The following is a 15533-nucleotide window of genomic DNA, read 5'->3' as shown; positions in this document are numbered from 1 at the left end:
TTGATTTTATAAAATGTCTTTTTCTATTAATAATCTTGAAAACGATGTTTCTACTCTGTTTTGAGGCTTTTAATCGGATTTTCTAAAGCTGTTTTAAAAGTTTGTAAGCAAACAAAAATGGCTATTATTAGGCTAAATCCTAAAGCAACAGTTAGAAAAGTTTGCCAATCTAATTGAATCCTATAAGCATAAGCCGTCAGCCAATGATTCATACTGATAATGCCAATTGGAAAAGAAATAGCGATGGCAATGGCTATCAAAACAATAAATTCTTTCAAAAACAGCATCACAATACTGATACTTGATGCTCCCAAAACTTTACGAATTCCTAATTCTTTTGTTCTTCTGGCAATACTCATTGAAACCATTCCTAAAATACCTAAGAGCACAATAATAATTGATAAAATGGTGGCTACTTGCGAAGCTTTTTTAAGCTGAATTTCAGATTGATAAAGCTTCTGAAGCGTATCGTCTATAAATGTATATTCAAAAGCTGAACCAGGCATTAAAGTTTTCCATTTTTGTTCTATACTTAACAAACTTTGAGCGATATTGTTAGGCTGAATTTTAAAAGATAAGTACCTGAAAAAAGTAAAATCTTTAACATTCATGAATACTAAAGGTGAAATCGCTTTGTGCATTGAAGCAATGTGAAAATCTTTAGTAACACCCACAATGGTAAAAGGTTGTGGATAATAATGAATCCGAATTTCTTTACCAATGGCTTCCGTAGGGTTTTTAAAGCCCAAAGTTTTTATGCCTGTTTCATTCAGTACGATTTTTCCCGCTTGAAAACCTTCCTGTTTTCGCTGAAAATATACTCCTGCAACCATTGGAATTTGATAAGCATCCGCATATTTTTCATCCGTCGTGATGGTCTGAACATATACTGCTTGGGTGGAATCTTGTCCCATTTTATAAAAAGCATTATTGTTTCCGCCATGACCTGCTGGAATATCATACGACAAACTTACTTGGCTTACTTCTTTTAGTTTTGCCATTTCGTCACGGATGCGTTCCATTTTATCAACTCCCACAGGCGACCAATCACGAGGAACACTTAGCGTAACGACAGCTTCTTTTTGATAACCCAAATCTTTATTGAAAAAATAATTTACTTGTTTCGATATAATAGATGCCCCGACGAAAACAAATAGAGCAATGGTGAATTGAGAAACAATTAATAATCTTCTGAAAAAAATGTTTTCTTTGATAGATTTCAATTTGCCTTTTAAAGAATCTATAGAAGGCAAATTTGATAAAATAAATGCAGGATAAATGCCAGACAATAAGCCAATCAAGACTGCAAATAGAACAGCAAAAAGATAAAAATAAGATGATACTGTTAACAAAGAAGGCATTTTCTTGTGAAGCATTTCGCCAAAAAATGGTTGAAAAACTTCGTAAAAGATTAAGGAAATCAATAAGCTAAAAAGTGAAATTAAGATTGATTCAGCTAAAAATTGACGGATTAGCTGTCCTTTTTCACTACCAAGCATTTTCCGAACACCGATTTCTTTTAACCTTGTCACTGAATTTCCGATAGACATATTGATAAAATTGACTATCGCCATCAGCAGTATAAACAACGACACAAAGAGTAAAGTAAAAATTGTCTTTTTTACAATGCCATTGTTTGCTTCCAGATAAACATTCTTCATGGGAACAAGATAAGCCTGAAGGTTTGCACTAATATTTTCAGGAGCATTCGCTTTGATGAGCTTGGACATTACCTGAGCAACACTTTCAGGTTTTACGCCATTTTTCAACTCAATATAGCCCACATTATAAGGATTGTTCCAAGCAAAATACTTTTCTATTCCCCAGAATTTACTGCTTTCAAAAGACATTAAAATTGGAATTCGAGTATCTGAAAGTAAGTTCATTACTGAATTGGTATTTACTTTCCCCAGTACTCCAGTAATCATAAAACTCTTTTTCTGACCACTATTAGATTCGATAGTCAAGCTTTTCCCAAAACAATCTAATTTTCCGAAATACTTAATGGCTTGTTCAGAAGAAATTACCATTGTATAAGGCTGGTTTAGCGCAGTTTTGCTATCTCCATACAGTAATTCAAAACCATACATATTCAACAAAGTAGCATCTCCAATTTGAATATCTTCTCTGAAAACTTTATCTCCATTTGAAATAGTGGAGGTATAACCTTCAAAACCATAATAGTTTTCTACCAAATTTGGATAGTTTTCCTTTAAGGTTTTTGCCAAAGGCGCAAGCGTTGTTATTTCTAAGCCAATATCAGGTTTCTTCCACTTGCTTTGAATCAAGTACTGATTTTCTACATTTTTTAAATCAGTGTTTACTTGTAATTCTCCCCAGATATAAGTGCCAATGAGTAAAGTAAAAGTAATGCCGACAGATAAACCCAAGATAGAAACGAAAGCGTAAAACTTCCGTTTCATCAAGTTTCTCCAAGCTATTTTAAAGTAAATTTGTATCATGATTTCTAAAATTTGTTAGTTTAAAGTGAAGATAACCAGGCAAAAAGAGATTCTGAATTAGCTTAACTTTTTTTAACATTTCAATAGAAATTACTCCGTTCTCAAACTCTTTACAGGATTGGCTAAAGCTGCTTTAATGGCTTGGAAACTTACCGTCAATAAAGTGATAACTAATGCTCCTAAGCCAGAAATTGCGAAAGTCCACCAAGAAATTTCTGTTCTGTAATCATAGCTTTGTAACCAATTGTTCATATAATAATATGCGATTGGTACTGCTGTTAAGAGAGAAATTAGTACGAGTAATACAAACTCTTTTGAGAGCAATGTCCATAGATTCAAAACGGTAGCACCTAATACTTTTCTGATGCCAATTTCTTTTGTTCGTTGTTCAGCTACAAAAGAGGCTAATCCAAACAAACCTAAACAAGAAATGAAAATAGCAAGTACTGCAAAGAATGAAGTCAGTTTCCCGATTCTTACTTCGTTAAGAAATTTTAGATTATACTCATCATCAACAAACCAATAATCAAATGGAGTATCAGGAGTGTATTTTTTTAATACAGTCTCAATTTGATCTAATGCTTTTGAGGAACTTACTTTAGGATTGATTTTTATATTAATGATATTTATCCACTTATAGTCTAACATAAAAACAGTTCGCAAAGCAGGTTGATACGGAGAATTCATGACCATATCTTTTACTACTCCAAGTATCTTATAGGGTTTTCCATCAATTTGCATGGTTTCGCCAACTACTTGTTTAATGCCCATAAATTTCACCGCTGCTTCGTTTAATACAACACCAGTAGAATCGGTTGAAAATGCTCTTGAGAAATCTCTACCTTCTTTAAATTGCCAACCTACAGTTTTTCCAAAATCGTGGGTTACTGCTACTGTTCCAAAATTGCCTTGAACACTTGGGTCTTTGCCCTTCCAATCATAACCATTATTAATTGCCCAAACGCCCGTGGTAGGACTTGAAGATTCAGACATTTCTGATACCGTTCCCGTCTTTATCAAGTCATTTCTGATGGCATTATAATGTTGTATTAGCTCCTGATTATTGACAAACATGGCTAATAATCCATCTCTGTTATATCCTATTGGGCGGTTTTTAGCAAATTGAATTTGGTTATAGACGATAATCGTTCCAATGATTAATGTAATAGAAACGGTAAACTGTAAGACCACTAACACCTTTCGTGGCATAGATGCAAAATGTCCAATTCTGAAAGTACCTTTTAGTACTTTAACAGGTTGAAAAGAAGATAAATATAAGGCTGGATAACTTCCAGCTACAAAACCAGTAACTAAACTAAAGCCTAAACCCAAAAGCCAAAAAAGCGGGTTTGTGAATAGAATGCTTATTTTTTTATCAGCAATTTCATTGAAAGCAGGCAAACTGAGTTCTACAAGGAGTAAGGATAAAATAAAAGCTATCATTACTACCAAGAAAGATTCAGTAAGGAATTGGGTTATTAATTGTCCACGCATAGAACCAATCGCTTTTCTGACACCTACTTCTTTCGCACGTTTTTCTGAACGAGCCGTACTTAGGTTCATAAAATTGATACAAGCTAAGAGCAATACAGCAATGCCAATGATACCAAATAACCAAACAAATTCAATTTGTCCTCCTGTATTGACACCATTTTTAAATTCAGAATATAGATGCCATTTCTTCATAGGATGAAGAAATACTTCGGGTTTAAAAGCAGCATTAGCTTTATCTACTTTATTGAGTTTAACATCTTTTATTTTTGCAGAAACCTTATCTACATCAGCATTATCAGCCAATTGTGCATAAGTTTGAAAAGCATTGCTTCGCCAAGGATTAGAGAGTTTTTCATCCCAATTTTCATTTTTAATGTAAAGGTCCCAAGGAGCAATGAATGCTAAATCATGGAAATCAGAATTATGAGGAATATCCTCATAAACTCCAGTTACCTTTAAATCAAATTTATTATCAATTCTAAAAGATTTGAATAAAGGATTTTCATTACCAAAAAATGCTTTGGCGGTTGATTCATTAATTAATACTGATGATGGATCTTTCAATCCATTATTTGTTCCTTTAAGCATTTTTAAGCTTAGCATTTCTGGGGCTTCAGCTTCAATGTATTCGCCTCGTATAGAAAGTTTTTTATCACCAAACTTCAAGATATGCTTTCCTCTTCCAGAAGACATGAGTACGAATTTGAAATCACTTCCATATTTTTCACGAATTTCAGCTCCGAGTAAATAAGGATTAGATGTCTGAGTACCCACTTCACCATTAAAGGTTTGGTGTTGCATTACCTGTGCAATTCTATCATAGTTTTTATGATATTTATTGAACGATAATTCATCATGAATCCACAAACCAATCAACATTGCTACTGCCATGCCAACGGCTAATCCACCAATATTTATAAAAGAGTAAACCTTGTTTTTGACAAGATTACGAAAGGCTATTTTGAGGTAATTTCGTAACATAATGACATGACTTTAGGATTGATGACTAAATGACTAAAGGATTTTAGATTTGGAGTTTTGGCAAAAAATGCTTCTTTCTTCGCACTCAAAACTGCCAACTCAAATTACTCTGTCCTCAAACTCTTTACAGGGTTTGCCAGTGCCGCTTTTATCGCCTGAAAACTTACTGTTAATAATGTAACGGTTAATGCACCCAAGCTAGCCAGTACAAAAATCCACCAAGAAATATCTGTTCGGTATTCATACTTCTGTAGCCAATCGTGCATAAAGTAATAAGCAAGTGGCGTAGCCGTAAGCAGAGAAATAATCACCAAAACCAGAAAATCTTTTGACAATAAAGACCATAAATTCAAAATGGTAGCACCTAATACTTTTCTGATGCCAATTTCTTTGGTTCGTTGTTCTGCTACGAAAGAAGCTAATCCGAACAAACCTAAACATGAAATAAAAATAGCAAGTGCAGCAAAAAATAAAGCTAATGTTCCAATGCGCTCTTCCGTTTTAAATTTTCTTGCAAATTCATCATCTGCAAATTTATAGTCAAAAGGAGCGGAGGGAATGTACTTTTTGAAGGTCGCTTCTATCTTTGAAATAGACTCGCTCGTACTTTTATTAGGGTTCAACTTTAGGTTTATCCAATTTACATTGTGCGAACTCAAGAAGTAAAAAGATTGCTTTACGGGTTTGTATGGCGATTGCATTAGCATATCTTTAATTACACCAATAATGGTGAAATTTTGTGCATCTTTACCCGTTCCTGATGTAACAGTTTTTCCGACAGGGTTTTTAATACCCATAAACTTCACGGCAGCTTCATTAATAACTAAGCCTGACGAATCGGTAGAAAAGTCTCTTGAGAAATCTCTTCCTTCTTTAAACTGCCAGCCTACTGTTTTTCCAAATTCATGGGTAACAAAGATGTGTGCAAAGTCAGTATCTAAATTGGGGTCTTTGCCTTCCCATGAAAAACCACCTGAGTTCGACCATACGTCAGTGATTGGACTTGAAGATTCTGATAGCTCTACGATTGCACCAGTATTCTTAAGTTCGTTGCGGAGTAAATCAAATTTTCCATAAAACTCAGGTGTTTTCATCATTATCATCATCAGTCCATCTCTATTGTAGCCAATAGGCCTGTTTTTAGAAAACTGTACTTGTTTGTAAATGATAATTGTTCCGATAATTAAAGCAACTGAAACGGTGAATTGAAAAACTACCAACACTTTGCGTGGAAGCGAAGAAAATCTACCAACTTTAAAAGTACCTTTTAGTACTTTCACAGGTTGAAAAGAAGATAAATATAAAGCTGGATAACTTCCAGCGATTAAACCAGTCAATAAACTAAAGCCTAAAGAAAGTAACCAGAACAAAGGATTTGTCCATAAAATCGTCATTTTTTTATCGGCTACTTCATTGAAAAAAGGCAAAGTGATTTCTACTAAAATAATTGAAAATACAAAAGCGAAAGCAACAACTAATAAAGATTCACTCAAGAATTGAATGATTAATTGACTACGAGCCGAGCCAATTGCTTTTCTAACACCTACTTCTTTCGCACGTTTTTCAGAGCGAGCAGTGCTTAAATTCATAAAATTGATACAAGCCAAAAGCAATACAAAAATGCCTACAATGCCAAATAACCAAACGTATTCTATTAATCCTCCTGTATTTACGCCGTCTTTCCAGTTAGATTTTAAATGCCAATCTGCCATTGGTTGCAAGAAAATTCGGGCATCGAAACGTCTTTCTTCCTTAGGTAAATTATTGAATTTTGAACGAAGTATTCTTTTGTTAACTGTTTCAAAATCTACATTATCAGCAATTTGGGCGTAAAGCTGAAAGGAATTATTATCCCATTGATTGTTATCTCTTGCTCTTTTTATCCAATCTTCCGAAGAAACATATAAATCCCAAGGTGCTATAAATTTTAAATCCTTGAAATTCGTATTAAAAGGTAAATCTTCATAAACGCCCGTTACTTTTACAGAGAGTTTATTATCAATTTTTAGTGTTTGGTTGATAGGGTCAGCATCTGCAAAAAAGGCTTTTGCTGTCGATTCTGAAAGTAAAATAGAATTTGGGTTTTTTAAACCTTCGTTTGTTCCTTTCAGCATTGTTAAAGACAACATTTTTGGGGCATCTACATCAAAATATATTCCAGGAGTAGATAATTTTTTATCACCAATAGATAATATATGTTCGCCTTCCCACGAAGCCATCGCTATATATTTGAAGTTGTTCCCATATTTATTCTTTAGCTCAGCACCAATCGGAAAAGGCATCGCTTGTCCAGTAAAAACTGTCCCGTTTTCTGTTTGGTGTTGCATCGCCAAACCAATTTTATCATAGGTTTGATGATAAGTATTATAAGTTAGCTCATCATGAATCCATAGCCCAATAAGCATCGCCACTGCCATTCCAACAGCCAATCCACCAATATTAATAAAAGAGTAAACCTTGTTTCTTACAAGATTTCTAAATGCTATTTTGAAGTAATTACTGAGCATATTTTATGAGGTTAAACAGAATTAGCTAATGATAACAAACTTATTCCAAAAACAAAACCAGAAAGTTAATTAATTGATAATTAAATACTTGTGTTTTGTTAAAATAAAAAAAGTGTCCGTTTTCGGACACTTTTTGTACGATTTTGAACACGTAGAGACGTTGCATTGCAACGTCTCTACAATAGTTATTCTGTCCTTAAACTCTTTACAGGATTTGCCAAAGCTGATTTTAAGGCTTGATAGCTTATCGTCAAGATGGTGATAAGTACCAAAATCACCAATACTAAGGCAAACATCCAACCGTCAATAGCTATACGATATGGGTAACTTTCTAAGAATTTATTCGCCGACCACCAAGCTAATGGAAATGCAAAAACTACCGAAGCCAAGACTAATTTTAAGAAGTCTTTCGTCAACATCGACACGATGGCTAAAGCATTGGCTCCTAATACTTTTCTGATACCAATTTCTTTAGTACGTTTCTCGGCTGAAAGTGTCGCTAAACCAAAAAGACCGATACAAGAAATGAAAATGATAAGGATAGCTGAGAAACTGATAATCTGTTTCCATTTCGCTTCTTTTTCATATTGTTTTTGATTACTCTGGTCTTTAAAATCGTAAATATAAGGTTGAGTTGGGCGTAAATTTTTGAATGTTTTTTCAATGAATTTTAAACTGTTGGGCGTATTGGTTGGCTTAATTTTAATGCTTAATTGTGCAAAAGTTCCCATGTCTGGATGACAAGTGAATAATTGCGGTTTGATGGTTTCGTACAAAGAATTATAATGATAGTCTTTCACGACGCCCACTACTTGAAATTTTCTATTGCGGGAAAAGAAATCAACTGTTTGTCCGATTGGGTTTTTCCAACCTGCTTCTTTCACAAATGCTTCATTTACTAAAATAGATTGAGAAGAATCAGAAGGGAAATCTTTAGAAAAATTTCTACCTTGGACCATTGGAATTTTTAAAGTGGAAAGATAATCTTCATCCACAATATCAATGGCAAAAATAATTTCTTTTTTACCATTTACATTGGCAAGTGTATTCCAAGTTCCACCTTGTCGTGGAGCTACGTTTTCAATTGTTGGATTTTTTAAAAGTTCTTGTTTAAAGGTATTTGTTTCGGTACGATTCATTCTTCCCGTAGCAATTTCTACGATGTTTTTATCATTATAACCCAAATCTTGTTTAACCATAAAGTCAAATTGAGCATATAAAATCAACGTTGCCATCATCATAAATGCTGCCAATGAAAACTGGAAAACGACTAAACTTTTCTGTAAGAAACTACCTTTTGATAATTTAAATCGACCATAAAGAGTATCAACAGGGCTAAAACTGGAAAGTATCAAAGCTGGATAAATTCCTGCCAGAAAACCTGTTAACAGAAAGAGTAAAAAGTATGAAGTAATTAGTTGGGCATCAAAAAGATATTTTAATGAAAGGGCTTTGTTGGCTAAAGTATTAAAGATAGGCAAAGTCAATTCTACAAGAACTATGGCTAATAAAAAAGCAATAAGACTCAGTACAAAAGATTCGCCCATAAACTGAAAAATCAACTGTTTTCGGTCGCCACCAACTACTTTTCTGATACCAATTTCTTTACTTCTTTTGACAGAACGAGCGACAGTGAGATTGACGAAATTGATACAAGCAATCAATAATAAGAACACTGCGAGACCGATTAATACATAAGAGTACATTGGATTACTTTCGTCTTTTAAACCATTGGCCGCTCTAAAGTCTGTTGAAAGATGAACCTCTAAAAAGGGTTGTAAACCATATTGAATAGTGTTTTGAAAATTCCATTTTTCTTTGGCTTCAATCAATTGCCCTTTTGCTTCACGAGCATAAATATTGGCAAATTTTGCCTCCAAAGCTTTTGGATTTGCCAAAGGTTTTAAGGTTACGAAAGTATTCAGGTAAAAATTAATCCATTGGTCATCATGGTTTTTTTCACGATGAAATGGCATTAATAAATCTATTTTGATGGATGAATTTTGCGGGGATTTCTTAGTCACACCCGCAACTGTAAAAGGCTGAAAAGTATCATCATAATTGATTGCCAAAGTTTTCCCCAAAGCCGATTCTTCCCCAAAGTATTTCTCGGCAACTTCTTCAGAAATCACGACTGATTGAGGGTCTTTCAAAGCTGTTTTGGGAGACCCTTCTATAAAATCAAAAGTAAAAATTGAGAAGAAAGAACTATCAACTTTCAAGGCATCTTGTACCAAAATATCATTTCCCTTTTTGATATTATAAGATTCGCCTTGCAGACGAACGTAATTTTCAATTTCGGGTAATTGTGCTTTAAAAGCTGGCCCTGGCATCATGCCCGTGATGCCAAATTTCTGTACTTTTCCGTCGGGAGCTGTTTCTGTAGAAGTAATTCTATAAATCTGATTGACGTTTTTATGGAAACGATCATAACTGATTTCGTCTTTTGTATAAAGTACAATCAACATACAACAAGCCAAACCAATACTTAGTCCAGCGATATTAATCAACGAAAACACCTTATTGCGTTGGAGATTTCGGATGGCGATTTTGAAGTAGTTTTGTAGCATGGTTTTAAAGATTTATTCGTTACGAAGGCTTTTGATTGGGTTCGCCACCGCCGATTTAACAGCTTGATAACTTACCGTAACAAAAGCTAAAACAATACTTGTAAGGCTTGCTAATAGAAAAATTTCTGAAGTAAGTGAGATTCTGAAAACGAAATCTTGTAACCATTTTTGCATTGCCCACCAAGCCAATGGAATAGCAATCAAATTGGCTAAAATCACCAATCCTAAAAAGTCTTTTGAAAGTAAGAAAACAATGTTTTTTACACTTGCTCCTAATACTTTTCGGATGCCAATTTCTTTGTCTTTTTGTTCTGCCAAGAAAGTAATTAAGCCAAATAAACCCAAACAAGCGATGAGAATGGCGATACTCGTAAAGCTGAAAAACATTTTAGACATTCTGATTTCGTCACTGAAAGTTTTCTGAAAAGCTTCGTCTAAAAAGTAAAACTCAAAAGGCTTTTCGCTTGGATATTTTTCATACAATTGTTGTACCTGTGCTACTTTGGCTTGTACATCTACTTTTGAATCTAAACGTAAATAAATACTTCCATACAAAGTTTCGGTAGCCTTTGGTGCAGAGATGGAAATCATCAAAGGTTCAATTTTCGACTTTACGCCTGTAAAATGGAAATCTTTCATAATGCCGCCTACAATACTTGGTTTGCTTCCAAATAAAAACACCGATTTCCCTACGGGATTTTTGCCCAATTCCAGTTGTTCTGCTGCTATTTCGTTGAGATATATTTTTGAATCAAGATTTTTGCTGTCAATGGGCGGATTTTTCCATTTTAAATCAACTGTTTTGAAGAAATTTTCGTCTGAATCAATTGAAAATAATGTCACTTCTTTTTTAGAAACCAGCGATTTGGTAAACCATGAATTCACACCTTTGTAAAGTGGCGTAGAAACGTGAGATACATTTTTAATCCCTGCAATTTGTTTTAAATCATTTTTAAGCGTAGCGATTTTTGAAGCAGGACTTTCTTCAATTGGAATGACCAAAACTTGGTCTTTGGTCAAGCCCAAATCCATATTTCGCATAAAATCCAGTTGTTTTTGCACAACCATTGTACAGATTATCAAGACTACAGAAACAGAAAACTGGAAAATCAAAAAGCCTTTGCGGATAACTGCACCATTTTGTTGGCTTGAAAACTTGCCTTTTAGTACTTCTATCGGATTGAATTTTGATAAAAAAAGAGAAGTATAACTGCCTGATAATAAAATGCTCAGGAAGAAAATTGAAGTGATTATACCAATGAAAATCGGACTCTGCATAAAAACAGTATCGACTTGCAAGCCCAAAATGTCATAAAAAGGCTGACGAAGTAATTCTAACAGCAAGAAAGCCAGTACAAAAGAGAAGAAACAATACACAAAGGCTTCGATATAAAACTGCTTTACCAAACCAAGTCTTTCAGCACCTACTACTTTTCTTACACCTACTTCTTTGGCTCTAATCGTAGCTCGTGCCGTTGTCAAACTCATATAATTGAAAAGCGCCAAAATAAGTATCAAGATGGCTACACCTGAAAAAATGTAAGCAAACTTTGTATTTTGGTGGCCTGAAAAACTACTTCCATTATGAATTTTATCAAATTGTTCTAATGAATATTTTGAAGTTTCATCAAAAAAACCTGTTAGTTTACCTACTTGGGCAATCGATTTTTCTACTTTAGCAACAGAAGCTTGTTGATTGAGTAAAATGAAAGTTTCGAAAGATCCAGCTTTTTCCCAAATGTACTGACGTTCTTCATCCAATTTTGGATAAGTAGCCATTGAAGTAATTACTTCAAACTGAAATGTTGAATTGGAAGGCATTTGTGCAAAAACACCTGTAACGATAAAAGGCTTTTTGCCTTCTAAAAGCAAGGTTTTACCAACAGGATTTTCGTTGCCAAAGTATTTTTTCGCTACTTTTTCAGAAAGTACTAAACTAAAAGGATTTTTCAGGGCAGTATTGAAATTCCCGTCTAAAGTTTTGAATGAAAAAATATTAAAAAAAGCAGGGTCTGCAAATGCGAGTTTTTCTTCTTTAAATTTAATTTCTGGATGACTACCGTTCTTGAAAGTAGGATTATCTATCTTACTAATGCGTACAAAATCTTTAATTTCAGGATTATGCTGTTTCAGCATTTCACCCAATTTAGCGTTCATTGCCGTTGTCTGAACAGTTTGTTCTCCGTATTTTGTAATAGATAAAATTCTATAAATTCTATCAGCTTTTTGATGGAATTGGTCGTAGCTAAATTCGTGAGAGACAAACAAAAAAATGAGCATAGCTGCGGCAAGTCCAGTAGCCAATCCGCCAATATTCAAGGCAGAATATAGTTTGTTTCTCCACAAATTCCTGATGGCGATTTTTAGATAATTTTGTAGCATGGTTTTATGATTTTAGGACTAAATGACTAAAAGATTTTAGGATTTTTGATTTTCGTAAAAAATACTCCTCACTCCGCATTCAAAACTCCCCACTCAAAATCATTCCGTTCGTAAACTTGTCACAGGATTGGCTAATGCCGCTTTGATGGCTTGATAACTTATCGTCAGCAAAGCAATAAAAAGTGCTAAAATGCCAGCCAAAACAAAAATCCAAGCACTGATTTCGATGCGATAAGCGAAGTCTTGTAGCCATTTGTTCATCAGCCAATAACCCAATGGAAAGGCAAAACAGCAAGCCACTAAAACCAATTTTAAAAACTCTTTAGAAAGTAAAGTAACAATTTGACTCACGGAAGCTCCCAATACTTTGCGAACACCAATTTCTTTGGTGCGTTGTTCAGCCGTAAAAGTTGCCAAACCGAATAACCCCAAACAAGCTACAAAAATGGTAAGTCCAGAAAAGATGCTTAGAATCACACTAATTTTCTGTTCGCTTTGGTAAGTTTTTTCAAACAATTCATCCATAAAAGCGTAAGAAAAAGGCTCTTCTACACTAAACTTTTGCCATTGATTTTTCAGTGATGATAACAATCCTTCTACATCTTTACCTTTTACTTTGATGGTTAAACCATAGGTTTTTTCAGAAACCATCAACAAAGGCGTGATACTTTCGTGGAGAGATTTAAAGTGAAAGTCCTTCACAATACCGATGATTCTATAAGTAACTTTTAAGCCATCATTGGTTTTAAAACGAGTGATGGTATGTCCAACTGCATTTTTCCAACCAAAAGCTTTTGCCGCAGTTTCGTTGATAATCATTGCGGTAGAATCGGTAGCGAAATCTTTGGAGAAGTTTCTTCCAGCAATTACTTTCATACCCATTGTTGGAATATATTGGTCGTCGATTTTGTATTCCAATGTGCGCATAACTTGCGATTCATCGCTGTCTGGATAGCCCATCGAATTATTAGAATCGCTCGGGCCAGCAGGTAAATAACCCGCACTGGTTACGCTCAATACTCTTGGGTCTTGCAAAATTTGCTGACGAAATACTTCTTCATTTTTGCCCAGAGACCAAGTATTTCGCATGATTAATAATTGGTCTTTGGCATAGCCCAAATCTTTGCTTTGGATAAACTTGATTTGTTGATACACCACCGTAGTCCCGATGATTAAAGCAATAGAAATGAAGAATTGAAAAACTACTAAACCACTTCGCAGACTAATACTTTTTCCTGCCAATTTGAATTTGCCTTTCAATACTTCAACAGGATTGAACGATGAGAGAAAAAAGGCTGGATAACTGCCAGCTAAAACACCAACTAACAAACCAAAAAGTAGAAAAGCAATGAGTAGGAGAGGGTTCTTGAGGAAATCTAATTGTAAATCTTTTTCGGCTAAATCGTTAAAAATAGGTAAAGCCAACTGTACCAACATCAAAGAAAGTACAAGTGCAACGATGCTTAAAAGTACTGATTCAAATAAAAACTGGGTAATCAAATCTTGTTTTACAGAACCCAATACTTTACGAACGCCCACTTCTTTGGCACGTTTGGAAGCTCCAGCCGTAGAAAGATTCATAAAATTGATGCAAGCGATGAGCAACATAAACACCGCAATTGCCCCGAAAATATAGACATACTGAATATTGCCACTGGCTTCTATGCTACCAGTATAACCAGCGTCTAAGTGAATACTGGTTAATGGTTGAAGGAAAAGCCCAAGTTGGTTACCTTTTTGTAAAAACTGCGAAATACTCATGCCCATCGCTGTTTGAATTTGCGGCCCCATGTATTTTTTAATGACTTGAGGTAGCTTCGCTTCTAAAATTTTGTAGTCATAACCTTCTGGCAAAACCAAATAAGTAAAATAGCCAGACGACATCCAAGAAGGTTCTTTGGCATCTTTTACACCTGCCATCGAACCAAAAATATCAAAATGGAAATGTGAATTATGGGGTACTTTATCGATAAGTCCCGTCACTTTATAATTTTCATTCCAACTTTTGATAAATAATACTTTACCGATTGGGTTTTCATCACCAAAGTATTTTTTAGCGAATTCTTGTGTGATAACGGCTGTATTTGGTTCACGCAAAGCCGTTTTAGCATCGCCTTTTAATAATGGCAAAGTAAAAACATCAAAGAAATTAGTATCGACAGAAGCGAAAGAATGTTCTTTGAATTTCTTGTTTTGATAGACAATTTCGGGCGAACCGCTAGTGCGTAAACGAGTAGCGTCTAATACTTCAGGATAATCGTTTTTCAGCACTTGTGCCGTTGGGGGCATCACGTTTGCTTCATTGATTTTCCCGTCGTTGATAGACGCTTTGAAAACTACTCTAAAAATTCTATCTGCTTTTTCATTGAATCTATCATAACTTAATTCATCATATACAAAAAGCATAATAATCAAACAAGTAGCGATTCCTAAAGCTAAACCAACGATGTTAATTGCCGAGAACACCTTGTTTCTGAGCAAATTACGAATGGCGATTTTTAAATAATTTTGTATCATGAATTTTCTTTTTGAGTATATTTGAATAAACAAAAACGATTATGGAATTATTAGTCGAAAACATAGCAGACACTCAGCTTTCAGATTACGAAATAGAAAGAAATAAACCTATGCCTACACTTTTACATGGTGCAATTCAAGCCAATTTGATTTTTGAAATCAAATTCAACTACAGAGATAGATTTAGAGTTGTCAGTGAAGTTTCCTTAGCTACCACTCCAAACTCATTTACTCCAGATGTGGTATTATATCCTTTTGAAAATTTAGACTTCCAAAACGATCCTTCTCGTCGCCAAGATGCCCCTTTGTTGTCTATTGAAATCCAATCAGCATCGCAAAGTAGTAAAGACATGACGACAAAGCTGGAGCCTTACTTTAATTTTGGTATCAAATCTTGCTGGATTGTTGTACCAGATTTCCAAGGCGTTTTTGTTTATGATAGTCCAAACCATTACGATTTTTTTCATGAAGACGAAATCGTAAAAGATACAATAATGAATATTGAAATACCTATTGCAAAAATATTTGCTTGATTCTTGTCAATATTCAGTACCATTATTTTTAAGATTTAAGAATTGGTCTATCATTCATATCACTCCTCACTCGTAACTCCAGATTCC

The 15533-nt window shown here is 34.5% G+C and carries 7 protein-coding genes; 1 reads left to right on the top strand and 6 read right to left on the bottom strand.

Annotation, left to right across the window (positions count from 1 at the left end):
• Positions 1-50 precede the first annotated feature (50 nt).
• The 6 genes from VB798_RS11410 to VB798_RS11385 form a co-directional block, all read right to left on the bottom strand.
• Positions 51-2462 (bottom strand): ABC transporter permease, encoded by a 2412-nt coding sequence (locus VB798_RS11410; RefSeq protein WP_323258603.1) that lies wholly within the window; start codon positions 2460-2462, stop codon positions 51-53.
• Between the two features lie 90 nt (positions 2463-2552).
• Positions 2553-4937 (bottom strand): ABC transporter permease, encoded by a 2385-nt coding sequence (locus VB798_RS11405; protein ID WP_323258602.1) that lies wholly within the window; start codon positions 4935-4937, stop codon positions 2553-2555.
• A 104-nt stretch (positions 4938-5041) separates the two neighbouring features.
• Positions 5042-7444 (bottom strand): ABC transporter permease, encoded by a 2403-nt coding sequence (locus tag VB798_RS11400; RefSeq protein WP_323258601.1) that lies wholly within the window; start codon positions 7442-7444, stop codon positions 5042-5044.
• A gap of 185 nt (positions 7445-7629) precedes the next feature.
• Complete coding sequence (locus tag VB798_RS11395) at positions 7630-10014, bottom strand: ABC transporter permease (RefSeq protein ID WP_323258600.1); 2385 nt, start codon at positions 10012-10014, stop codon at positions 7630-7632.
• A gap of 12 nt (positions 10015-10026) precedes the next feature.
• On the bottom strand, positions 10027-12396 hold the full coding sequence (locus VB798_RS11390) for an ABC transporter permease (RefSeq protein WP_323258599.1): 2370 nt from the start codon (positions 12394-12396) through the stop codon (positions 10027-10029).
• 99 nt (positions 12397-12495) lie between these two features.
• On the bottom strand, positions 12496-14913 hold the full coding sequence (locus VB798_RS11385; RefSeq protein WP_323258598.1) for an ABC transporter permease: 2418 nt from the start codon (positions 14911-14913) through the stop codon (positions 12496-12498).
• A gap of 41 nt (positions 14914-14954) precedes the next feature.
• Between VB798_RS11385 and VB798_RS11380 the strand changes: the two genes are divergently transcribed.
• Positions 14955-15446, top strand: a complete 492-nt coding sequence (locus tag VB798_RS11380; protein WP_323258597.1) for a Uma2 family endonuclease — start codon at positions 14955-14957, stop codon at positions 15444-15446.
• Positions 15447-15533 lie beyond the last annotated feature (87 nt).

Source organism: Arcicella lustrica (genome assembly GCF_034930985.1).
Taxonomy (GTDB): Bacteria; Bacteroidota; Bacteroidia; order Cytophagales; family Spirosomataceae; genus Arcicella; species Arcicella lustrica.
Note: the sequence above shows the minus strand (reverse complement) of the source record. Positions and strands in the feature narration are given on the sequence as shown.

Coding starts and splice junctions, on each gene's coding strand:
- VB798_RS11410 (WP_323258603.1), bottom strand. CDS start 2,462: ATGATACAAATTTACTTTAAAATAGCTTGGAGAAACTTGATGAAACGG.
- VB798_RS11405 (WP_323258602.1), bottom strand. CDS start 4,937: ATGTTACGAAATTACCTCAAAATAGCCTTTCGTAATCTTGTCAAAAAC.
- VB798_RS11400 (WP_323258601.1), bottom strand. CDS start 7,444: ATGCTCAGTAATTACTTCAAAATAGCATTTAGAAATCTTGTAAGAAAC.
- VB798_RS11395 (WP_323258600.1), bottom strand. CDS start 10,014: ATGCTACAAAACTACTTCAAAATCGCCATCCGAAATCTCCAACGCAAT.
- VB798_RS11390 (WP_323258599.1), bottom strand. CDS start 12,396: ATGCTACAAAATTATCTAAAAATCGCCATCAGGAATTTGTGGAGAAAC.
- VB798_RS11385 (WP_323258598.1), bottom strand. CDS start 14,913: ATGATACAAAATTATTTAAAAATCGCCATTCGTAATTTGCTCAGAAAC.
- VB798_RS11380 (WP_323258597.1), top strand. CDS start 14,955: ATGGAATTATTAGTCGAAAACATAGCAGACACTCAGCTTTCAGATTAC.